This window comes from Brevundimonas sp., from assembly GCF_036963785.1.
In the GTDB taxonomy this organism is placed as follows: Bacteria; Pseudomonadota; Alphaproteobacteria; order Caulobacterales; family Caulobacteraceae; genus Brevundimonas.
Map to the genome: position 1 here is coordinate 285130 of NZ_JBALUS010000002.1, position 21162 is coordinate 306291.

21 protein-coding genes are annotated in these 21162 nt (G+C 66.3%); 12 read left to right on the forward strand and 9 right to left on the reverse strand.

Annotated features, from left to right (window positions below; genetic code table 11):
• The first annotated feature begins 11 nt into the window (after positions 1-11).
• The 3 genes from V7672_RS05020 to V7672_RS05030 all read left to right on the forward strand — a co-directional run bounded on the left by V7672_RS05020 (position 12) and on the right by V7672_RS05030 (position 2540).
• Positions 12-668 (forward strand): hypothetical protein, encoded by a 657-nt coding sequence (locus tag V7672_RS05020; protein ID WP_003170290.1) that lies wholly within the window; start codon positions 12-14, stop codon positions 666-668.
• 70 nt (positions 669-738) lie between these two features.
• Positions 739-1512 carry a DUF3307 domain-containing protein gene (locus V7672_RS05025; protein ID WP_035285540.1) on the forward strand — a complete coding sequence of 258 codons (774 nt, stop codon included), beginning with the start codon at positions 739-741 and terminating at the stop codon, positions 1510-1512.
• Between the two features lie 566 nt (positions 1513-2078).
• Positions 2079-2540, forward strand: a complete 462-nt coding sequence (locus tag V7672_RS05030; protein ID WP_335623509.1) for a surface-adhesin E family protein — start codon at positions 2079-2081, stop codon at positions 2538-2540.
• Between the two features lie 4 nt (positions 2541-2544).
• Here V7672_RS05030 and V7672_RS05035 read toward each other — a convergent pair whose 3' ends face one another.
• Positions 2545-3021 (reverse strand): hypothetical protein, encoded by a 477-nt coding sequence (locus tag V7672_RS05035; protein ID WP_335623510.1) that lies wholly within the window; start codon positions 3019-3021, stop codon positions 2545-2547.
• A gap of 269 nt (positions 3022-3290) precedes the next feature.
• Here V7672_RS05035 and V7672_RS05040 point away from each other — a divergent pair, with 269 nt between their 5' ends.
• A complete protein-coding gene (locus tag V7672_RS05040; RefSeq protein ID WP_335623511.1) occupies positions 3291-3752 on the forward strand; it encodes a response regulator in 462 nt (153 codons plus the stop codon).
• A 56-nt stretch (positions 3753-3808) separates the two neighbouring features.
• Here the strand turns inward: V7672_RS05040 and V7672_RS05045 are convergent, their stop codons facing one another.
• Both V7672_RS05045 and V7672_RS05050 read right to left on the reverse strand, forming a co-directional pair.
• Positions 3809-6034: a S9 family peptidase gene (locus V7672_RS05045; protein WP_335623512.1), complete on the reverse strand. Its 2226-nt coding sequence runs from the start codon at positions 6032-6034 to the stop codon at positions 3809-3811.
• Between the two features lie 91 nt (positions 6035-6125).
• Positions 6126-7910 (reverse strand): acyl-CoA dehydrogenase, encoded by a 1785-nt coding sequence (locus tag V7672_RS05050; protein ID WP_335623513.1) that lies wholly within the window; start codon positions 7908-7910, stop codon positions 6126-6128.
• 104 nt (positions 7911-8014) lie between these two features.
• Between V7672_RS05050 and V7672_RS05055 the strand changes: the two genes are divergently transcribed.
• On the forward strand, positions 8015-8566 hold the full coding sequence (locus V7672_RS05055) for a cytochrome b (RefSeq protein ID WP_335623514.1): 552 nt from the start codon (positions 8015-8017) through the stop codon (positions 8564-8566).
• On the forward strand, positions 8563-9483 hold the full coding sequence (locus tag V7672_RS05060) for an L-threonylcarbamoyladenylate synthase (protein WP_335623515.1): 921 nt from the start codon (positions 8563-8565) through the stop codon (positions 9481-9483). The genes V7672_RS05055 and V7672_RS05060 overlap by 4 nt, the downstream gene beginning before the upstream one ends.
• Here the strand turns inward: V7672_RS05060 and V7672_RS05065 are convergent.
• From V7672_RS05065 to V7672_RS05080, 4 genes are all read right to left on the reverse strand, one after another.
• A complete protein-coding gene (locus tag V7672_RS05065) occupies positions 9480-10514 on the reverse strand; it encodes a patatin-like phospholipase family protein (RefSeq protein WP_335623516.1) in 1035 nt (344 codons plus the stop codon). The two genes, V7672_RS05060 and V7672_RS05065, sit on opposite strands and share 4 nt — an antisense overlap.
• Positions 10515-10519: 5 nt before the next feature.
• Positions 10520-11308: a 3-hydroxybutyrate dehydrogenase gene (locus V7672_RS05070; protein ID WP_305488986.1), complete on the reverse strand. Its 789-nt coding sequence runs from the start codon at positions 11306-11308 to the stop codon at positions 10520-10522.
• A gap of 132 nt (positions 11309-11440) precedes the next feature.
• Positions 11441-12211, reverse strand: a complete 771-nt coding sequence (gene yaaA / locus V7672_RS05075; RefSeq protein WP_335623517.1) for a peroxide stress protein YaaA — start codon at positions 12209-12211, stop codon at positions 11441-11443.
• Positions 12212-12289: 78 nt separating this feature from the next.
• Positions 12290-13696, reverse strand: a complete 1407-nt coding sequence (locus tag V7672_RS05080) for an FAD-binding oxidoreductase (protein WP_335623518.1) — start codon at positions 13694-13696, stop codon at positions 12290-12292.
• A 40-nt stretch (positions 13697-13736) separates the two neighbouring features.
• On the opposite strand from V7672_RS05080, the gene V7672_RS05085 reads away from it, so the two are divergent.
• The 3 genes from V7672_RS05085 to V7672_RS05095 all read left to right on the forward strand — a co-directional run bounded on the left by V7672_RS05085 (position 13737) and on the right by V7672_RS05095 (position 15748).
• A complete protein-coding gene (locus tag V7672_RS05085) occupies positions 13737-14177 on the forward strand; it encodes an NUDIX hydrolase (protein WP_442888890.1) in 441 nt (146 codons plus the stop codon).
• A gap of 93 nt (positions 14178-14270) precedes the next feature.
• Positions 14271-15269, forward strand: coding sequence for an SPFH domain-containing protein (locus V7672_RS05090; protein WP_335623814.1), 999 nt, complete (start codon positions 14271-14273; stop codon positions 15267-15269).
• Between the two features lie 17 nt (positions 15270-15286).
• Positions 15287-15748, forward strand: coding sequence for an NfeD family protein (locus V7672_RS05095; protein ID WP_335623519.1), 462 nt, complete (start codon positions 15287-15289; stop codon positions 15746-15748).
• Positions 15749-15812: 64 nt separating this feature from the next.
• On the opposite strand, the gene V7672_RS05100 is transcribed toward V7672_RS05095, so the two are convergent.
• Positions 15813-16025: a cold-shock protein gene (locus V7672_RS05100; protein WP_123286543.1), complete on the reverse strand. Its 213-nt coding sequence runs from the start codon at positions 16023-16025 to the stop codon at positions 15813-15815.
• 337 nt (positions 16026-16362) lie between these two features.
• Between V7672_RS05100 and V7672_RS05105 the strand changes: the two genes are divergently transcribed.
• Positions 16363-17019: an OmpW/AlkL family protein gene (locus V7672_RS05105; protein ID WP_335623520.1), complete on the forward strand. Its 657-nt coding sequence runs from the start codon at positions 16363-16365 to the stop codon at positions 17017-17019.
• A gap of 15 nt (positions 17020-17034) precedes the next feature.
• On the opposite strand, the gene V7672_RS05110 is transcribed toward V7672_RS05105, so the two are convergent.
• Entirely contained in the window at positions 17035-17796 is a 762-nt protein-coding gene (locus V7672_RS05110) for a DNA polymerase III subunit epsilon (RefSeq protein ID WP_335623521.1), read from the reverse strand.
• 718 nt (positions 17797-18514) lie between these two features.
• On the opposite strand from V7672_RS05110, the gene V7672_RS05115 reads away from it, so the two are divergent.
• Together V7672_RS05115 and V7672_RS05120 are read left to right on the forward strand one after the other, a co-directional pair.
• Entirely contained in the window at positions 18515-20545 is a 2031-nt protein-coding gene (locus tag V7672_RS05115) for an ATP-binding protein (RefSeq protein WP_335623522.1), read from the forward strand.
• Positions 20546-20579: 34 nt separating this feature from the next.
• Complete coding sequence (locus tag V7672_RS05120) at positions 20580-21074, forward strand: hypothetical protein (RefSeq protein WP_335623523.1); 495 nt, start codon at positions 20580-20582, stop codon at positions 21072-21074.
• Positions 21075-21162: the final 88 nt, after the last annotated feature.

A 21162-nucleotide genomic window follows, 5' to 3' on the forward strand; every position in this document is an offset into this window, starting at 1 on the left:
GAGAGCCTTTCATGACCACGCGCGCGGTTCTGACCGGAGACCTCGTCGGCTCCAGCCGGCTCACCCCCGCTTCTCTTGAGGGGGCCCGGGACGCTTTCGCGACCGCAGCCACGGAGATCGAAACCTGGCGGGCCAAGCTGGTCGGAGCGCCGGCCGACTTCTTTCGCGGCGACAGCTGGCAGATGCTGCTGACGCAGCCCGGGTTCGCTCTGCGCGCGGCGCTCTATATTCGCGCCAGCCTGAAGGCCGGGGACCCCGAGTGGGATACGCGCATCGCCATAGGCTACGGCGAGGTTGATCGCATCGACAAACAGCGGACCTCCCTGTCCTCAGGCGAAGCCTTTCTCCTGTCCGGTCGCGCCCTGGATGATCTTGGCGACACGGTCGACATCACGGTTCGAGGTCCTCAAACGGGTCTGAAGTGGGGCGCCTTGGGTCCGCTCTCTCACCTCTGCAGCGTGCTGATGGATGACTGGAGCCAGAAGCAGGCGCAGGCGGCCAGGCTGGCTCTGGCGCCGGAGGCGCCGACCCAGGCGCGCATGGCGGAGATGCTTGGGGTCTCGCAGCAGGCTGTGAGCAAGGCGCTTTCCGCCGCCAAGATCACCGCCTTGCTGCGCGCCGTCGACTATAGCGAGGCGTTGACCTGGAACCGGGTGAGACTGATATGACAACCCAATTCGGTTGTGATCGTCGCCTACAACCCAAATGGGTTGTTACAAAGCGCGGGAGCGTAGCACGGTGATCGAAACCTTCCTGCTGTTGCTGGCCGGTCATCTGCTTGGCGACTTCGTCTTCCAGTCGGACGCCCTGATTGCCCGCAAACAGACCTTGCGGGGCTTGGCGGACCATGTGGCCATCGTCACGGTCCTGACCTTGCTGATGCTGGCGCCGACCCGGCTGTCCATACTCGGCCCGGTGGCCATCATGGCCGCCAGCCATTTCGCCATGGACTGGCTAAAGGTCCACCGGCTGGGCGACCGGCTGTGGGCGTTCGGCCTGGATCAGGCCGTCCATATCGCCGTGCTGGTCGGTCTCGCCGTCGCTTGGCCGGCCATGGCCTCGCAAAGCCTGTGGGGGCTCCAGCCCTCGCCGGTGCAGGTCCAGATCTACGCCGCGCTCGCTGTGCTGTGCGGGGGCGTGGTCGCCGTCTGGGTGGGTGGCGTCGTCATCAAAAAGCTCGTCGAGCCGCTTTCACCGGCCGGGCGCGCCGCCAACACCCTTCTGACGACCGGCGTCGCCTCAGGCCCGATCGTCGGCATGCCCAACGCCGGCAAATATATCGGCTGGTTGGAGCGCGGGTTGACGCTGACCTTTATCCTCATCGGCCATCCTGAGGGGGTCGGCTTTCTGCTCGCCGCCAAATCCATCCTGAGGTTCAGGGACGTCCAGGATCAGAACGATCGCCACCAGGCGGAGTACATCATCATCGGCACCTTCCTGAGCTTCGGCTGGGCGCTGGCCGTCGCCCTGGCGACCCAGGCCGCTGTGCTGCACTGGTTGCCCAAGGGCTGACATCGCAGCCTTAACCGCGGCGGCAGGGCGCCTTATCGTCTACGAGCGTTTTGCGCCGGAGATCCTCGCCTCAGATGTCTTTTTCGGTCGGACTGCCGAACTGTTTGACGAAGGTCGTATAGGGACAGCGGCCGATATAGCGGCGCTGAACGCCGAGTTCGGGTCGCTGAAGACATTCCGGGAGTGGCTGGCTTCCACGGGCAAACCGCTCCTTCAGGAAGCGGTCGGACGGTGATCTGATCTCTACGGGCCCGCGCCAGTTTCGCGATTGAGAGGACCACCGAGTCCTCTCCGCGCCGCCAAATCGTAAAATCTGACCGCTCATGGCGTTTTACATCGTCTTGCTAAGTCATTGATTTCACTAGGTTCGGATAGCCGGGGTTTTACAGCCTAAGTGTCTGTTTCTTCTTCAGAGATTTCAGATTTTGGTACCGTCATTCTAGGTTCGAGTCCTAGTTCCCCAGCCACCGCCCTCGGGCCCGCCTCCATCAGATTTCATCAGGATGACGCGCTCGACGGCCCGCCGGCCTTGAGGCAAGCTGACCCCATCATCGGGAGAGGCCAACATGTTCAAATCCATCGGTATTGCAGCCACCCTCGCGGTCATGGGGGCAACCCCCGTCCTGGCCCAGAGCTGGGAGGCGGTATCATCGTCCGACTCGGCCGTGGCCGCCATCGACTGGAGCTCGATCGACATCAACGGCAACCGTCGCGAGGTGACCTTTGCCATGGTCTCGCTGGAGCCCGGCGCCGTGCCGTTCGACTATGCCGTCTCGACAATCGACATGGACTGCTCACAGCTGCGCTACGCCACCTTGCGGTCCAGCTTCTATGACCGGCAGGGCACCCAGGTTATCGACGACTTCGTCGGGGACGGCACCTGGACCCCGCTGTCCGAGGGCACGATCATGGGCGATGTGCGCCGCGAAGCCTGCGCCAGCGACTCGTCGCGCTCCGGCTATTTCAACACTGCGCAGGACTTTGCCGTCGGCGCCTGGCGCGTCGTCGAGCAGCAGAAGAGCAAGTAGGGGCCTACTGCAACTGACGCGCGGTGAGGGGCAGGTGAACCTTGACGGTGAGCCCGCCCCGGCCGGGCTCTGAACGGGCGGTCTGACCGCCCAGCAGGGCCACCAGTCCCTCGACCAGGGCCATGCTCTCGGTATGGACCGCATCGTCTCCGGCCGGTGTGGTGGCGCTGACGACCATGCTGATATCGGTCGCCGAGGCGGCAAAGGCGACGGCAGCGGCCTGGCCCACCGCGCCCGGCTCATAGTGGCGGACCACCTCGCCCATGATCTCATGCAGGACGAGGGCCAGCGGCAGGTGCAGACTGTCCGGCAGGGCGGGAACCTCTCCGTTTACCGACAGTTTCAGTCCACGCGACGCACACAGTCTCGTCCAGAAGCCGACGATCTCCTCCATGTAGGAGCCGAAGTCTTCAGCGTTGGATCGTGTGCCTCGCTCGACCATCAGGCTCATGGCGCTGACCAGGTCGCTGATCCAGTTCATGTGCCGGCGCCCCTCGGGGTCAGTCACGCCGCGCAGACGGATGGAGATGAGCGTTTGGATGAGCCTCAGTTCGCGTGTCGGCGCCCGGTGGGCCCCATCCAGAGGATCGATAGCTGATACGCCCATTTGATACCTGAAAGATACGCCCCGAGCGGGGAATAGCAAAGGTCGAACCAATCCGATACAGGTGCGTTCCAAGTGTACGCAATCGGACAATTGCGGCCTTTGCTCAGTGACGCCGCCCTGTTCAGCGGTGCGTGGTAAGCCTTTTGAACGACACCGTATCCGCAGACATCAAGGTCGTCGTCGTCGAGGACCAGCCCGTTCTCGCGATGGAACTGGAGCTGATGTTGGTCGATTATGGCTGCGAAGTCGTGGGGCTGGCCATGGATCAGCCCAGCGCCCTGATGCTAGCCGCGCGTCATGAACCGGACCTGGCCTTTGTTGACGTCAATCTGCTGGACGGCCTGACCGGGCCGCAGGTTGCGCATGAGCTGGTCGAGCGTCACGGCGTGGCCGTGGTCTTCATGACCGCCAATCCCGAGCAGATCCCCGAGGGCTTCTCCGGGGCCCTCGGCGTGGTCTGCAAGCCGTTCGACGAATCAACCCTTCGCGATGTCGTCGACTTTGCCCGTCGCTTCAGGATGTCGGGCGACATTTCCCGCCCGCCCCGGCGCCTGCAGCTGGCCCCCTGGCTGCGGACACCGCCGTCGGACATCGCCCCGCATTAGGGGTTTCGCCAGGTTCGGGCGATGGCGGTGACAAACACCCGCCATCAACCGCGCGGTCAGGCCGTTTCCCAGCCCTTGTCGATGGCCCAGATGGCAAACGCATAGTCGTGGGCGACCTCCTTCAGATAGTCGAAGCGGCCCGAGGACCCGGCGTGCCCGGCCTCCATATTGATCTTGAGCAGCACCGGCTTGCCCGAAGTCGTGGCGGGGCGCAGGCGGGCGACCCACTTCTCGGGCTCCCAATAGGTCACGCGCGGGTCTGACAGGCCGCCGGTTGCCAGCACCGCCGGATAGGCCTTGGCCTCGATGTTGTCATAGGGGCTGTAGCTGGCGATGTAGTCATAGGCCTCGGGGTCCTCAAGCGGATTGCCCCACTCGGGCCATTCGGGCGGGGTCAGCGGCAGGCTGACGTCGCTCATGGTGTTGATCACATCGACGAACGGCACCTGGCCGATCACCCCGGCCCACAGGTCGGGCCGCATGTTGTTGACGGCCCCCATCAGCAGGCCGCCCGCAGAGCCGCCCTGGGCCACGATGTGCCCGGCCTTGCCGTGGCCGGTCGAGATCAGGTGTTCGGCCGCCGCGATGAAGTCGGTGAAGGTGTTCTTCTTGGTGAAGCGGCGGGCATCGAGGAACCAGCCCCAGCCCTTGTCCGATCCGCCCCGGATGTGGGCGATGGCGTAGATCCAGCCCCGGTCCACCAGCGACAGCCGGTTGGTGGAGAAGCTGGCCGACATGGGGATGCCGTAGGAGCCATAGCCGTAGAGCAGCAGCGGCGCCGAGCCGTTCACCGGCGTCGACTTGCGGCGCAGGATGGTGACGGGCACCAGCTGGCCGTCGCTGGCCGGGGCGTTCACCCGCTCGACGACATAGTCCGCCGCGTTGTGGCCCGAGGGAATTTCCTGAACCTTGCGCAGGGTCCGCTCGCGCGTCACCAGATCGTAGTCAAAGGTCGAGGTCGGCGTGGACGGCGAGTTGTAGCCGTAGCGCATGACCGTGGTGTCGAACTCGGATGCCCCACCCAGATTGAGCGCATAGGCCGGCTCGTCGACGGCGATCTCGTGTTCGGCACCGTCGCGGTCGCGAATGACGATCCGGGTGTTGGCATCGGCGCGTTCCTGCCGGGCGATGAAGCCCTTCACCAGCGAGATGCCCTCGATGTACCGGCCCGGGGTGTGGGCAATCAGGTCCCGCCAGTGCGCCTTGCCCGGCGTGGCCGTCGGGGCCTCGCAGACCTTGAAGTCGATCGAGTCGTCGGCATTGGTGTGGATGACCCAGCGGTCGCCCCAGTGGTCGGCGTCATACTTGCGGGCCACCTGGCGGGGCTCCAGCACGCGCGGCGTGGCAGTGATGTCCTCGGCCGGGATGTAACGCGTCTCGGAGGTCTCCTGATCGCCGATGCCGATGATCATGAAGCGGTCGTCGGACGTGCGCCCGACGCCGATGAACATGCCCTCGTCCTCTTCCTCATAGACCAGGGTGATGGCGCCGCCGCGGGCCGGGCGGCGGAAGATCTTGTCGGGACGGCCGTTGTCGTTGCGGTTGGTCCAGAAGATCCACTGGCTGTCGGGCGAGAAGGTCAGACCGCCCGAGGCCGATTCGATCGGCTCGCCCAGCAGTTCGCCGGTCGCCAGGTCCTTGACGTAGATGCGATAGACTTCTGACCCCTGCGCATCTTCCGAATAGCCGAACAGGGCATGGTCGGGGCTGTGGGTCGCCTGACCGACGTCGGAATAGGCCTTGCCCTCGGCCAGGGCGTTGGCATCCAGCAGAAGCTGCGGCGGTGGCGCCACGACGAAATTCCGGGTGACCGGCTGACCGTCCTCGATCCACGTTCCCTGGCGCTCGACGCGCATGTAGCGGGGATGCTGATCGCCGGTCTTGTACTCGGTGTAGTACTCCCACGGGCCATCGGGCGACGGGACCGAGCTGTCGTCCTGTTTGATGCGGCCCTTCATCTCCTCGAACATCGTGGCCTGCAGCGGTTCGGTCGAGGCCAGCATGGCTTCGCGATAGGCGTTCTCAGCGGTCAGGTGCTCCTTGACGTCCGCCTTGATCAGGGTCGGATCGCGCAGCACCGCCTGCCAGTTCTCGTCCTTCATCCACTGGTATTCGTCCACGCGGACGCGGCCCAGCTGTTCGATGGTGACGGGGATCTTCTTGGCGACGGGGGGCACGGGCATGTCGGAGAGGGCGCCTTTCGGAGAACGGGCAAGGGTCGGGGAGGCCGCGGCCGCAAGGGCGGTGGCGGCGGTGGACGCGATCATCTGCCGACGGTTCATGACAGGCTCCAGCAAGAGACGGAAATCAGGAGCCGGCACCATGATCGGCGCCGCCCGAAGGCGTCAAATGAACAAACGGCCATAAAAGGCGTCAGGGGGCCAGCACCGCCGGGGTCATCCGCAGCAGCAGGTCGCCGCCCTGACCGATCGCAGCCAACCGGCTGGACACATGGCCCAGCACATTGGCGGCATAGACCTCGTAGAGCGCGATGCGGCCGTCCAGCCATTCAGCGTCGCCCTCGTCCCTGGCTTTCAGCGCCTGGGCGGCGAGCGCGCCGCGAGCCAGGAACCAGCCACCGATCACGTCGCCCATCAGCTTGAGATAGGCGTCGGCCGCGGCCAGCACATCGGCGGTGCCGTCCTCGGCGGCCTTTCGGTCCAGCAGCCAGAGCGTGGCGTCCTCGACCGCCGACAGGGCATTGGCCATCCGCTCGACCGGCTTGCCGTCATAGAGGCCGGCCAAGGGCGTCAGCACCGTCTTCATCTCCTCGATCAGCAGGCGCGCCGAGGCACCGCCGTCCTGCGACAGCTTGCGCCCGACCAGATCCATGGCCTGGATGCCGTTTGTGCCTTCATAGATCGGGGCGATGCGGGCATCGCGATAGTATTGGGCCGCGCCGGTCTCCTCGATGAAGCCCATGCCGCCGTGGATCTGCACGCCCATGGACGCGACCTCGACCCCCATGTCGGTCGACCAGGCCTTGGCGATCGGGGTCAGCAGGTCCTCACGGCCTTTCCACTGCCGGGCCACGTCCGCGTCGGCCGAACTGCGGGCGAGATCGGCGGCCATGCCGGTCGCGAGACAGATGGCGCGGCCGGCGGCAATGCGGGCCTTCATGACCGCCAGCGTGCGGCGGACATCCGGGTGGTCCAAGATCGGGGCCGAGGCCTCGCCGGTCCACACCGACCGGCCCTGGCGGCGATCCGAGGCATAGGCCAGGGCGTGTTGATAGGCGCGCTCGGCGATGCCCACGCCCTCGACGCCCACGGCCACGCGGGCCGCGTTCATCATGGTGAACATATGGGCCAGGCCCTCATTCGGCCGGCCGACCAGTTCGGCGGTGGCGCCCTCATAGGCCATGACGCAAGTGGGAGAGGCATGGATGCCCAGCTTGTGCTCAACCCCGACGGGTCGGAAACCGTTGCGCTCGCCCAGCGAGCCGTCCGCGTTCAGCAGGTATTTGGGGGCGAGGAAGAGGCTGATGCCCTTCGGTCCCGGGGGTGCATCGGGCAGGCGGGCGAGGACCATGTGGACGATGTTGCCCGTCATGTCGTGGTCGCCCCAGGTGATGAAGATCTTCTGTCCCGTCAGGCTGTACGTGCCGTCGCCGTTTGGCGTGGCGGTGGCCGTGAGCGCTCCGAGGTCCGATCCGGCATTGGGCTCGGTCAGCACCATGGCGCCGGTCCATTCGCCCGAGATCAGCTTCTCGAGATAGGTGGTCTTCTGAGCCTCGGTGCCGTGGGCCTCCAGCGCCTCGATGGCTGCCAGCGACAGCATGGGACACAGGCCGAAGGCCATATTGGCCGAGTGGACCGTCTCGAAGGCGGCCAGCTCCAGCGCCTTGGGCAGACCCTGACCGCCGTGCGCCGTCGGGGCAGCCAGCCCCATCCAGCCGCCCTCGACAAAGGTGCGGTAGGCGTCGCCAAAGCCGGGCGCCGGAATCACCCCGTCGCCCTCGAGGCGTGCCCCAGCCCGGTCACCGGAGACATTCAGGGGCGCCAGGGTGCCCTCGGACACCTGTCCGGCGGCCTCCAGCACGGCGTCCACGACGTCGGCGTCAAGGTCGGGATAGGCCCCGGTGGCCTGAAGGTCCTCAAGGCCAAGGACGTGCTTCAGGGTGAAACCCAGGTCGCGAAGCGGGGCGCGGTAGCTCATTGGGACTCCCTTGATCGAACAGGTAGCGATACGATTGGGCCGACACTTGGCCGGGATCGCTGCATTTGCCAAGTTTGGTCCACTGCCGTCACGGAAGGGAAGTCATGGCTGAGCCCCGAAATCGATACTCGCAGGTGTCCCTGATCCTCCACTGGGTGATCGCCGTACTGGTGATCGGTCAGATCGCGCTGATCATGATGCACGATGCGACCGAGGGCGATCTCAGCCGGTCCTTCGTCATGCTTCACAAGTCGGTGGGGCTGTCGATTCTGGTGCTGACGCTGGTGAGGTTGGGCTGGCGGATCGCCAATCCGGCCATTCCCCTGCCGGCGGAAATGCCGAAATGGCAGGCCCTGCTGGCCCGCGGCACGCATGTGCTGTTCTATCTGGTGCTGATCGGCATGCCGCTGGGCGGATGGGCCGCATCCTCGGCCGCCGGTCGCGACATCGAATGGTTCGGCCTGTTCAACTGGCCGCTGCTGCCGATCTCCGGCGGGCGCGAGGTCGCGGGACAGTTCATGGATGCCCACGAAATGGGCGCCAAGCTGCTTTACGTCCTGCTGGCCCTGCATATCCTCGGGGCGCTGAAGCACCACTTCGTCGACCGTGACAATGTGCTGCACCGGATGCTGCCCTTCATTCCCCGCCGACCGTGAGTGATCCGGTCGCGGATGCCGCTGCGGCCCTGTCGCGCGGCGAGCTGGTGCTGTTGCCGACCGAGACGGTCTACGGGCTGGCCGCCGACGCCGGCAATGCCGAGGCCGTGGCCCGGATCTTTGCCGCCAAGGGTCGTCCGCGCTTCAACCCCCTGATCGCCCATGTCGACAGCATCGAGGCGGCCGCGCGCGTGGGCGTCATGACCACGATGGCCGAGGCCCTCGCCGCCCGCTTCTGGCCCGGGCCGCTGACGCTGGTGCTGCAGGCCCTGCCAGACAGTCCGGTCTGTGACCTCGCACGGGCGGGGCTGGACAGTGTGGCGGTGCGGCTGCCCGGACACCCGTTGGCCCGTGCGGTCATCGGCGCGTTTGGCGGCCCTGTCGTGGCCCCGTCGGCCAACCGTTCGGGCCGCCCCAGCCCCACGACCTTTGCCGATGCCGTGGAGGAGACCGGACCGTCTGCTGCGGTGGCGCTGGACGGTGGGGACTGTGAAGTCGGGCTGGAGAGTACCGTCGTCTCCCTGCTGGGGGATCGTCCGCGCCTGCTACGCCCCGGCAGTGTCACGCGCGCTGAGATCGAGGTCGTGATTGGGACGCTGGAGGCCGACGCGGGCGAGGGGCACCGGTCGCCGGGCCGCCTGACCCTGCACTATGCGCCCGACGCACCCGTCCGGATCGCGGCCAAAGATGCCGGTCCGGGCGAGATCCTGCTGGGCTTTGGCCCCGGGATCGGGGACCCGCGCTGGAGCCTGAGTCCCACGGGAGACCTGACCGAGGCCGCGACGCGCCTGTTCCGCCTGCTGCGCGAGGCCGACCGCGAGCGTCCGTCCGGCATCGCCGTGGCGCCGATCCCCGACACGGGGCTGGGTGAGGCCATCAACGACCGCCTGCGCCGGGCGGCCGGGTTTGTCGGCTAGAGGAAGCGGGCCTTCAGATCGATGCTGGGCGTGTTGCCGACGTGGGCCAGACAGTCGGATAGCCAGAGATCAGCCGCCTCCCGACCCTTGTCCTTGAGGCGGTTGAGGAAGGTCCATTCCGTGTCGAACTTGGAGCGCAGGGGCAGGTCCGACAGGTGGGTGTCGGCCTCGATGGCATGCAGGCGCAGCTTGCGATAGCCGTCGTCGCCCTTCTGGTTCAGCCGCCCGGCCTCGATCAGGTCCTGGACGAAGGCCACCGCCCGCAGTTCGGCCACCAGCGGGGCGTTGAAGACGATCTCGTTCAGGCGATCCATGATCACATCGGCGTCGCGGGGCGTTTCGTCGCGCTGGAACGGGTTGAGCGGCAGCAGCAGGATATCGTCGGGGGTCGAGGCATAGAACAGCGGCCAGAGGGGCGGATTGGCCAGATAGCCCCCGTCCCAATAGGGCTCCCCGTCAATTTCGACCGCCTGGAACAGGTGCGGCAGACAGCCCGACGCCAGCAGCACGTCCTGGGTCAGTTCCGCATTCTCGAACAGGCGCACGCGGCCCTTGCGCACGGCCGTGGTGGCCACGAACATCCGGATATCCGAGCGCTGCACGGCTTCGAAATCCACGACCGTGTCCAGAACCCGGCGCAGAGGATTCAGATTGAAGGGATTGAATTGATAGGGCGACATGGTCATCGCCAAGCTTTCCGCCGAGCGCCACAGCGGCGTGTCCTTCATCCAGGCCGGGCTGAAGGTCGCGCTCCAGATCGAACTGTCGCCAAAGATATTCCGACCACCGGACAGATTGATCTCGCGCCACAGCTTTTCCAGCGCCTTGCGGGCACCGTCGAAGCCGCCGGCCTCGAGTCCGGAAATCAGGGCCGCCGCATTCATGGCTCCGGCCGATGCACAGGTGACGGCGCGGAAATCCAGCGCCTCAGCCTCCAGCAATCTGTCCAGCACACCCCACTGAAAGGCCCCATGAGAGCCTCCGCCCTGCAGGGCCAGACAGACCGGCGGGGGAGGGGGTGTGCGGGCCATGAGGCCTATTGCGCCGTCCAGCCACCGTCGATCGAGAAGGCAGTCCCGTTGGCGGACGCTCCAAGGTCGGAGACCAGATACAGGAAGATGCCGACCAGCTCATCGGTCGTCACAAACCGCTTGGTCGGCTGGGACTTGAGGATCACTTCCTCGAGCACACGGTCCTTTGAAATGCCGTGGGTGCGGGCCTGGTCGGCGATCTGCTTGTCGACGATCGGCGTTTCGACAAAGCCGGGGCAGATGGCGTTGCAGGTGATCCCCTCGCGCGCCAGTTCCAACCCGACGGTCTTGGTGAGGCCGATCACGCCGTGCTTGGCGGCGACATAGGCGGACTTGAAAGGGCTGGCGACCAGGCCGTGGGCCGAGGCGACATTGATGATCCGGCCACGGCCCTGGGCCTTCATGATCGGTACCGCCGCCCGCGTGGCATAGAAGGCCGACGACAGGTTGATGGCGATGATCTGTTCCCACTTGTCGGCGGGAAACTTCTCGATGGCCTCGACGTGCTGGACCCCGGCATTGTTGACCAGAATGTCCAACCGGCCCAGCTCATGCTTGGCGTAGGCCACCATGTCGGCGACCTCTTCGCCATGGCGCATGTCGGCGGCGTGATAGCGGACGCGCACGCCACAGGCGGCTTCCATCTCGGCGCGATTGCGCTCGATCTCGGACGGGTCACCCAGTCCGTTCAGCACCACATCACCGCCGCGTGCAGCCACGGCCCGGGCCAGGGCCAGACCAATCCCGGAGGTCGATCCCGTGATCACCGCGACCTGGCCGCGCAGGTCGTTCATGTCGCGCGGGCGGGCCTGTTCGGACTCTGCCTTGTCACCGCGCTTGGGCCACTGGAACATCGAATGCCTATTCGTGAGTGAAACGTGGCGTGATCTATAGCGGGTGATGCTGCGGTGCGCCACGCGGCGATGTCAGGAATTTCCTGTTCGGGTGAATATCCAGTCGTTCTCGGTCGACGGGCTGGCCTGAAAGCCATAGCCGTCGCGGTCAAAGGCCTTCAGATCCTCGGCCCGGTCGATGCGATTCTCGATGGCATAGCGCGCCATGCTGCCGCGCGCCTTCTTGGCGAAGAAGGAGATGATCCGGCTTTCGCCGTCCTTCTCCTCGCGGAAGTGGATATTGACCACCGGCAGCTTCAGCGCCTTGGCGTCCACGGCGCCGAAATACTCCTGGCTGGCCAGATTGACGAGGGTCGGATCGGCATGACCCTCGGCATCGGCATTCAGGGCCTTCGAGATGCGGTCGCCCCAGAAGTCGTAAAGGCTGGAGCCGCGCCGCGTCTTCAGTCGGGTGCCCATCTCCAGCCGGTAGGGCTGGATGCGGTCCAGCGGCCTCAGCAGGCCATACAGACCCGAGAGGATTCGCAAATGGTCCTGGGCCCAGCCCAGATCGTCGGCCGGGAGGCTGCGGGCGTCCAGTCCCTGATAGACGTCGCCGGCAAAGGCGAAGGTAGCTTGCAGCCCTTCTTTACTGTCGGGATCAAAGGCCTTGAACCGGGCCTGATTGAGTTTTGCCAGGTCAGCGGAGATGCCCATCAGTCGCCGCAGGTCGGCCTGGGTCTGGCGCCGGGCCGTGACCGACAGGCTGCGGACGTCCTCTGTCATCCGGTGCGCCGTCGCGGGCACCTCGGTTGCGGGGTCTGAGAAGTCCAGCCGCTTGGCCGGAGACAGGATCATCAGCACATCGGGTCTCCCTTTGACGGGGGCTGACTTAGTCAGGTTCGCCCGGGAATGAAACTGGCGGCAGTCCGTCGCAGGACGTCAGAACAGGACACCGGGGTTGAGGATACCGAGCGGGTCCAGCGCCTTCCGCACGGCGCGCATGGCGTCGAGTTCGACCTCCGACTTGTAGCGACGGGCCTCGTCGGTCTTGAGCCGCCCCAGGCCGTGTTCGGCCGAGATGGAGCCGTCATAGCGGGCGACAATGTCGTGGACGATCCGCGACCCGGCTTCCCAGCGGCCCAGAAACGCCTTCAGGTCGGCGCCTTCGGGACACAGGACGTCATAATGGAGGTTGCCGTCGCCGACGTGGCCGAACACGCTGATCCGGGCGCCCGGCTCGAACGCCTCGACCGCTGCCGAGGCCTCTTCGATGAAGTCGGCAATCTGCGAGACGGGCACGGAGACGTCGTGCTTCCAGCCGCCGCCCTCGGGCTTCAGACCCGCCGACTGTTCCTCGCGCAGCCGCCAGAAGGCCGCGGCCTGGCTCTGGTTCGCGGCAATGGCAGCGTCCTGGATGAGACCGTCCTCAAAGGCCTCTGCCAGCAGGCGCTCCAGCGCCGCAGACGCTGTATTGGCATCGCCCGAGCCCAGCTCGATCAGCACCGACCATGGCGGGGTGCTCTCCAGCGGCTCACGCGTGTCCGGGATCCATTTCAGTACCAGCTCCGTGCCCAGCCGCTTCATCAGCTCGAACGCCTCGACGCCGCCGCCCGATTCGGCCTTGGCGCGGGCCAGCAGGGCAACAGCCTGTTGCGGGCTCTCCAGCCCGACCATGGCGGTGGCCCGGCCGCGCAGCACCGGCGACAGCTTCAGGGTTGCGGCGGTAATGATTCCCAGCGTGCCCTCGGCGCCGATCAGAAGCTGTTTGAGGTCATAGCCGGTGTTGTCCTTGCGCAGTCGCTTCAGGCCATTGAATACCCGACCGTCGGCCATCACCGCCTCGATCCCCAGCACCAGATCGCGCGCCACGCCGTAACGCAGCACCGATGTGCCCCCGGCATTGGTCGACAGGACCCCGCCGATGGTCGCCGTCCCTTCCGATGCGAGGCTCAGCGGAAAGCGTCGGTCAGCGGCCAGCGCAGCCTGCTGGGCTTCATACAGGGTGACCCCCGCCTCGACCGTCAGGGCGTCATCCAGCGGGCTGACGTCGCGGATGGCGCGCAGGCGGCGGGTGGTCAGCAGGATCTCGCCCATCGGGATCTGGCCGCCGACCAGACCCGTATTGCCGCCCTGGGGGGTGATCGCCACGCCGTGCCGCGCACAGATGGCAACGGCGGCGGCGACCTCGGTCGTCGAGCCCGGCTGCAGCAGCAGAGGGGTATGACCCTGCCAGCGATCCCGCCATTCCCGCAGATAGGGCGCGAGGGTATCGGCATCCTCGCTCCATCCCTTCGGGCCGAGGGCCTGCTTGAGCTCTGAGATCGCCGTGGGGGAGGGAGCAGCCATATCCGCTTGTCTCAGATGCCGCGGCCGGGGAAAAGGGCGGATGACTGATCTGCCGTCGACCGACTGTCCTCCCATGAGCGCGCCGGTGGCGGCTGTTGGCGTGATCTGCCTGCGGGGCGATCAGGTGCTGCTGATTCGGCGGGGCCAGCCCCCGCGGCTGGGCGAATGGAGCCTGCCGGGGGGACGGGTCGAGCCCGGAGAAACGCTGCGCGACGCCGCCTTGCGTGAACTGTCAGAGGAGACCGGGGTCACGGCCGAGCTGGGTCCGCTGGTCGATGTGGTCGACGGCATCTTCCCCGAGAGCGGCCGCCACTATGTGCTGGTCGACTTTGTCGCCCGCTGGCGATCGGGCGAGCCGGTCGCTGGCGACGACGCCGCAGACGCCCGGTTCTGGCCGCTGGAGGGGATAGAGCGCCATGTCGCCTGGGCCGAGACCGTCCGCGTGATCCAACTGGCGGCGGCCCGGCTCGCGGCAGAGTGATGCACCCGTGTCCGGTTTCAGTGGCGGGCCGGCGGTTTACGGCCTAGCCTGTCGCAAACACAGGGAGACGCGTGGCTGATGCAAATTCTGGACATCTTTGGGATCGTGGTCGTCGTCTTTGCGGTGATCCTGCTCTTCAGCGTGGTCAAGATCGTGCCGCAGGGCCGTGAGTTCACGGTCGAGCGGTTCGGCAAATACACCAAGACCCTGTCGCCGGGCATCAGCTTGCTGACCCCGTTCGTCGAGCGCATCGGGCGCCGCATGAACATGATGGAACAGGTCCTGGACGTCCCCCAGCAGGAGGTCATCACCAAGGACAATGCCATGGTGAAGGTCGACGCCATCGTCTTCATCCAAGTGATGAGCGCGTCGGCTGCGGCCTATCGGGTTGAGGACCTGCCCTATGCCATCACCCAGTTGTGCTCGACCAATCTCCGGACCGTGATCGGTTCGATGGAGCTGGATGAGGTGCTGTTCCAGCGCGACAGCATCAACTCGCGCCTGCTGACCGTGATCGACGCAGCCACCGAGCCGTGGGGCGTCAAGGTCAACCGGATCGAGATCAAGGACCTGACCCCTCCCGTCGACATCACCAATGCCATGGCGCGCCAGATGAAGGCCGAACGCGAGCGTCGTGCCGTGATCACCGAGGCGGACGGCGAGAAGCAGGCCGCCATCGCCCGCGCCGAGGGGGCCAAGCAATCCGCCATCCTCGAGGCCGAGGGCCGCCGCGAGGCCGCCTTCCGCGACGCCGAGGCCCGCGAGCGCGAGGCCGAGGCGGAGGCCAAGGCCACCGCCATGGTGTCGCAGGCCATTGCCGCCGGTGATGTCAACGCCATCAACTACTTCATCGCCCAGAAGTATGTGGAGGCCTTCGCCGAACTGGCGCGCAGCCCGCAGCAGCGGACCGTCATCGTGCCCGCCGAGATGTCCGGCCTGGTCGGGACCCTTGCCGGGGTCGGTGAACTGGTCGGCCTGGCCCGCGAGCAACAGACGCGCACGCCGCCGACCGCGCCGCAACCGCAGCGCACCGCCGCGACGCGCACCCCGCCGACCCGCCCCGCCGGGGGTGGATCGGTGCCCCGCACCTGACGGCAGGACAGACGCACATGGACGCGCTCATTTCGCTTCACGCCTCCCAGCCCTGGTGGATCTGGCTGGGCCTCGGCCTCCTGCTGCTGGCCGTGGAGTCGGCCCTGTCGACCGAATGGCTGCTGTGGCCGGCGGTCTCGGCGGGGATCGTGGCGGTGCTGACCGCCATCGGCCTGCGCTATGGCTTTGCCGTCGAGATCATCGCCTTCGGCCTGTTGACGGCGGTGCTGACCCTGCTGTCGAACCGGCTGATCAAGCGGATGAATCCGGCGGACATGCCCGACATCAACGACCGGGATTCGCGGCTGATCGGTCAGCAGGCCCAGGTCATCACGCCCTTCCTCGACGGGCGGGGACGGGTGTTCATCTCGGGCTCGGAGTGGGCCGCCGAGCTGGAGGGCGATGCCGCGCCCGCCATCGGCTCGCGCGTGGTGGTCGAGGCCATCCAGGGTGCCCGCCTCAGGGTTCGCGCCCTCTAGACAGCAGAAAGCCCGCCACCTCCGGAGAGGGGCGGGCTTTCCAAACACCGGTTTGAACCGAGGTTTAGGCCTGGACTTGCAGTTGTCCGGCCGACGTCTTGCCGCTGCGCTGATCGCGCTCCAGCTCGTACGAGACCGTTTGGCCTTCATTCAGCGAGCCGAGGCCCGCACGCTCGACGGCCGAGATGTGCACGAACACGTCCGTGCCGCCGTCGTTGGGTTGAATGAAGCCGAAGCCCTTGGTGGTGTTGAACCATTTAACAGTGCCGGTAGCCATGATGTGACCTCCGTTAGCGTTGGCCCAAGGAAACACTCCCTGGGTCCGTCGTGTCTGAGGTAACGGCTTATCTCAATGCGTCGCAAAGTAGAAAAAGGGCGTTGCGCAGAGATGTTGACCCGCCCCTTATGCTTTGGAACCGGGGCGAAAGCAAGGCCTTGGATAAAAAGGCTGAAAACCGGACCCGCAGGTCGCCCCCGCGGCGCCCGGCTCCGGCGTCTTCATGCGACATTTTCGCCGTTTGACGCAGATCAAGGCGCGCACGGCTCATGCGGCGCACGCATCGTTCCGGCGCTGGGCCGCATGGTGCGAAATCCCACCGCCGGGGATGTCTCAGATGACCATCAGAACCGCCCTTCTCACCCTTGCCGTGGTGGCCGGGGCCGCCGGGGCCGCGCAGGCCCAGACCGCCGAGCCGTGGAGCCCGCCGCGCGCCGGCGACTGGATCGTAACCGGACGCCTGACCCAGGTGGCGCCCACGACCGAGGACAAAATTCTGACGGCGGCCGGCGCCGATACGGGCCTTCGGGTCGATGTGTCCGACGACCTGATGCCGACGCTGGGCTTCACCTATTTCCTGACCGATCATTTCGCGGTCGAGGCCATTCTGGGCACCACCCAGCACGAAATCCGCGCCCAGGGCGGCGCCACCGATGTGGTGGTCCATGAGACCTGGGTTCTGCCGCCGGTCGTCACCGTGCAATACCGTCCGATCACCGAGGGCCGCTTCAGCCCCTATGTCGGCGCGGGCGTCAACGCCATGCTTTTCTACTCCGGCGACGACCAGAACGGCTTCACCGTCGACCTGGACGACGGCCTTGGGCTGGCCCTGCAGGCGGGTGCCGATGTCGGCCTGACCGGCCCGTGGAGCCTGAACGTCGATGTGAAGAAGGTCTGGTTCAACACCGACGCCGAGATCAATGGCGGCGCCCTGACCAGCGACGTCGATCTGGACCCGTGGGTCCTGTCCATCGGCGTGGGCCGCAAATTCTGATCTCACAGTCTGATCTCACAGAAGGGTGCGCTGGGCAGGTCCGGGGCCGTCGGTCCCGGCCTGTCCGGTGCGCCGCCGGACCTCCGTTTCGGCACTGAAGCGGATGTCGATGTCGCGGTCGCGGGCGAGGGCCTCCAGCGCGGCATCGCCGAGCGCAGACCACGACTTGCCCCGGTGCGCCCCCGTGGGCACCCGCGGCAGCAGGCCGGGCTCCCGGCTCCAGGCCAGCAGCTGATCCAGCGACACGGTGTTCAGCATGTCGCGCAGGTGGTGGGCGGTGACGTAGGCGTCGGGCAGGGCCCGGTGCGCCGGCAAGCCCAACTCGTGATCCAGCCCCTCGGGCCGGCGCAGGTAGCGCAACATCTGGTTGGAAAACCGGGGCAGGTCGGGCCACAGGCGCAGGGCGCATTTCCAGGTGCAGATCCAGTCCGCCGAACCGGTCAAGTCGGGGGTGCAGAACCGCTGCTCGAAGCTGGCCCGGTGGGCGGCCAGGGCCCGCACGCCGCCGTCAGGCCTCAGAACCCCGGGCGCCACATCGCGCCAGTAGCCGGCACCGACGACCCATTCGTCGAGGATATGGTGGATCGCCATGGTGCCGGGCGAAATCGGTCGCCCCGGATCCACAAACCGGGCCCCGCGGGACACGTCCGAGACCTGCCATGTGCCGTCTGCCTGCCGCTCCACATCCTGCCAGCCGACCTCGCACACATCGGACGCGCTGCTGCCGGCGGTCTCCAGGTCGATGACCCTGAGGCGGAGGATATCTGTCTGGCTCATGCGAGGCTCAATGGACCCGGCGCCGGGCGGTTGCCGCCCGCGTCGGGTGTGAGCGGGAAATAACCGTCTGAACCGTCTGAACCGTCTGAACCGTCTGAACCGTCTGAACCGTCTGAACCGTCTGAACCGTCTGAACCGTCTGAATGGTCTGAAAGGGGGAGGGGGTGAGTCCGGGACCAAAGCCAGGCCTGTCCTTCTCCATAGACCCCCAAAACCCTGCAGCGAGAGGGGTTCAGAGGGATCCGGCGGCTGACGCCTCCGATTTCGACTCCCGCCGTGACGCCAGCCCCTGCCGTCTGGACCGTCTGAATTGGACGACTGAATTTCAGACGGTCTAAACGGAAGCGCGATGCCGGTTGTCTGGTCATGAAGGCTCCTCCCGATCGTCGAGGGCGGAGTCTGCCACAGGTCGCAGCCTGGTCGGGAAGAAAGCTGTCGCGCAGCGCCCAGGACACGACGGAACAGGGTGAGCCCGACGTTCGCGCTAAACTGGAACCTACATCAAATGTTAAGTTGAGTGACCTAGGGATGCATAGACCGAGATCGGTCTGGTGTGCGTAAGCGTTCATGGTGTCCGGGACCCAAGCCGCTGCTTTCGATGATCCCGGGGCGAGGCACAGGATGCCTGCGCAACGGATCTGCGACGCAGGTCTCCTGACCCCCTGAGGGGCCGTTCGGCATTTGCCAGAGCATCGTCGGTCACCACTGAGGGGCCGACATGATTACGTTGCCGAAGTCCGCTGACGAGACCCGCCGGGTCGATATGGTTCGTTCCTTCGGCCTGCTGGACCAGACGCGCGCGCCTCAGCACGACGAGATCGCCGGGCTGGCACGGGATATGGCGGCAAGCCGCTGGGCCCTGGTGACACTGGTCGAAGATGAGCGGGTCTGGTTTTCGGGTACAGCCAACTATTCGGGGACCAGCAACTGCCGCTGGTCGTCGTTCTGTACCCATGTCATCGCCAGTCCGCGCGAGACGACGTGGATTGCCGACGCGCGCGAGGACTTCAGGGTCAGCCAGCACGCCTCGGCTACAGGCGAGGACCGCGTCCGCTTCTATGCCGGGGCGCCGGTGCTGGTGAATGGCCACGCCGTCGGCACCGTCTGCGTGTTCGATCCGGCCCCCCGGCCGTATGATCCGGTCCTGGCCAGGGCGCTGACGCGCCTCGCCGCCATCGTGGCCGAGGATCTGGCCGCACGACACCGCGAGCAGGCCATGCAGAGCGCCCTGCTGGCATCGGCCGACGCCCTGATCGAATGCAATGATCATGGGGTGATCACCACATGGTCTGACAGCGCCAGCGCGCTGTTTGGCTTCTCGCCGGATGAGGCCATCGGCAGCAACGTCAACATCATCATTCCTCAGGAGATGAAGGGCGCCCACAACCGAGGTCTGGAGCAGTGGCGCCTGAGAGGCGGGGCCCGCGTCGGACGCCGGATCGAGCTGCCGGCCTGTCGCAAGGACGGCAGCCGGGTCGATATCGAGCTGTGGATGTCGATCGCCCATGCGAATGGCATTCCGCATATCCACGCCAACATCCGCGACATTTCGGAGCGCACCGCCCAGGCCGCGGCGCTGCGTCTGGCGCGGACGGAGGCAGAGGCGGCCAATGAGGCCAAGACGACCTTCCTGACCAATATGGGCCACGAGCTTCGTACGCCCCTGAATGGCGTCATCGGGGTCGTGGACCTGCTGTCGCAGACGCAGCAGTCAATCTATCAGCAGGAGCTGACAGCGATCATCAGGACGTCCTCAGATCAGCTGCGGCGGCTGATCGGCGACATTCTTGATCTGGCCCGCATCGAGGCCGGCGAAGTGGTGCTGAACGAGGCGCCGCTATCGCTGGCCGACATGACCGACGACGTAACCGCCGTCGCCGGTCTGGTCGCTGAGGAGAAGGGCGTGGTCGTGCGCCGGGTGTTGAGCCCGAACCTGCCGGCCCATGTGCTCGGCGACGGCCTACGGCTCAAACAGGTACTGACCAATCTGGTGGCCAATGCGGTGAAGTTCACCGAAGCCGGTGCGGTGACGCTTCGTCTGGGCAGGGAGGGCGACAGCTACCGGTTTGAGGTCACCGACACCGGTATCGGCTTTGATCCCGAGCAGCGCACGTCCATTTTTGGCCGGTTCCAGCAGGCCGATGGCACGATCACGCGCCGCTTCGGCGGATCAGGCCTGGGCCTCGCGATCTGCAGCGAACTGGTCGCCGCCATGGGCGGGACGCTGGACTGTCACAGCGTCGCGGGCGAGGGCTCGACCTTCTGGTTCACCCTGACGCTGGACGAGGTCGATGGGACGAGTGCCGAGGCCGAGCTGACCGTTGAGGACACAATCGGCCTGGGCCGTGTGCTGGTGGTTGACGACAATCCGACCAACCGCCGGGTCGCCCAGTTGATCCTGCAGACCATCGGCGCCGAGGTGCACTGCGCCGAGGATGGAGAGCAGGCGGTGGCGGCCTATGCGTCCGGGCCGTTCGACGTCATCCTGATGGATATGATGATGCCGGTCATGGACGGCGCATCGGCCACCCGGGCCATCCGGGCGCTGGAAGCCGAGAAAGACCTGCCGCGCACGCCCGTCATCATGCTGACAGCCAACAGCCTCCCGGAGCACGTCGAGGCCAGTCTGGCCGCAGGTGCCGATCTGCACCTGCCCAAGCCGATGAACCCCCAGTCGTTGTTCGACGCCCTGGGCAAGGTCAGCCTGCCGGATCGCCCGGGCCTGCCGTCGGGCTCGCAGGCGGCGTGAAGGGCGATAATAACCTCGGTATGGCAGGCGTGTAGTGCAGCGTTATCTGGTCGGACTCTTGATCGCCTTCGTTCTGGCGTTGGCGCCCGTCTTCGCCGGCCACGCAGGCCTTGGCTGGCTCGTTGGCGCGCTTGCGCCCGTTTGGCCGTTTGAAAACGCACATTTCGCCACGGCTTGTGCCGGTGATCCGGGAACAGGTCGGGCGGCGCACCATCTGATCCTCACCCTTCTCTGGTTGGGTGGGCTGGTCATTCTGGCCAACGCCTTTCGCACAAGCCGGAACAGGATTGACCGCGCATTGGACCCGGTGGCCTGGCGCATGCGCTACATCGCTCCGGCAGCCTACGTCTTCTTCGGGCTCTATGGCTTTGGGCCCCTGGTCACGACCTTCGGTGAGCCGTTCGCGTGCGGGCAGAGCCACGGGCTGGTCCCGACAGTCCTGTTGAGCCTGGGCGTGCTGGTTGCCTTTGTCGTGGCCCGGTTCGTCATCTTCGCTACATCCGGCCAGCGCGCTGATCCCGGCGGATGAGCGATCACGCCGGAACGCGTCGGCAGCTCGACCGATTGCGGGGACGCTGAAGTCCGGCCGCTGCCGGTTGCATCGCTCCGGCGAAGGC

Coding starts and splice junctions, on each gene's coding strand:
- V7672_RS05020 (WP_003170290.1), top strand. CDS start 12: ATGACCACGCGCGCGGTTCTGACCGGAGACCTCGTCGGCTCCAGCCGG.
- V7672_RS05030 (WP_335623509.1), top strand. CDS start 2,079: ATGTTCAAATCCATCGGTATTGCAGCCACCCTCGCGGTCATGGGGGCA.
- V7672_RS05035 (WP_335623510.1), bottom strand. CDS start 3,021: ATGAACTGGATCAGCGACCTGGTCAGCGCCATGAGCCTGATGGTCGAG.
- V7672_RS05045 (WP_335623512.1), bottom strand. CDS start 6,034: ATGAACCGTCGGCAGATGATCGCGTCCACCGCCGCCACCGCCCTTGCG.
- V7672_RS05050 (WP_335623513.1), bottom strand. CDS start 7,910: ATGAGCTACCGCGCCCCGCTTCGCGACCTGGGTTTCACCCTGAAGCAC.
- V7672_RS05055 (WP_335623514.1), top strand. CDS start 8,015: ATGGCTGAGCCCCGAAATCGATACTCGCAGGTGTCCCTGATCCTCCAC.
- V7672_RS05065 (WP_335623516.1), bottom strand. CDS start 10,514: ATGGCCCGCACACCCCCTCCCCCGCCGGTCTGTCTGGCCCTGCAGGGC.
- V7672_RS05070 (WP_305488986.1), bottom strand. CDS start 11,308: ATGAACGACCTGCGCGGCCAGGTCGCGGTGATCACGGGATCGACCTCC.
- V7672_RS05080 (WP_335623518.1), bottom strand. CDS start 13,696: ATGGCTGCTCCCTCCCCCACGGCGATCTCAGAGCTCAAGCAGGCCCTC.
- V7672_RS05085 (WP_442888890.1), top strand. CDS start 13,737: ATGACTGATCTGCCGTCGACCGACTGTCCTCCCATGAGCGCGCCGGTG.
- V7672_RS05095 (WP_335623519.1), top strand. CDS start 15,287: ATGGACGCGCTCATTTCGCTTCACGCCTCCCAGCCCTGGTGGATCTGG.
- V7672_RS05100 (WP_123286543.1), bottom strand. CDS start 16,025: ATGGCTACCGGCACTGTTAAATGGTTCAACACCACCAAGGGCTTCGGC.
- V7672_RS05105 (WP_335623520.1), top strand. CDS start 16,363: ATGACCATCAGAACCGCCCTTCTCACCCTTGCCGTGGTGGCCGGGGCC.
- V7672_RS05110 (WP_335623521.1), bottom strand. CDS start 17,796: ATGAGCCAGACAGATATCCTCCGCCTCAGGGTCATCGACCTGGAGACC.
- V7672_RS05115 (WP_335623522.1), top strand. CDS start 18,515: ATGATTACGTTGCCGAAGTCCGCTGACGAGACCCGCCGGGTCGATATG.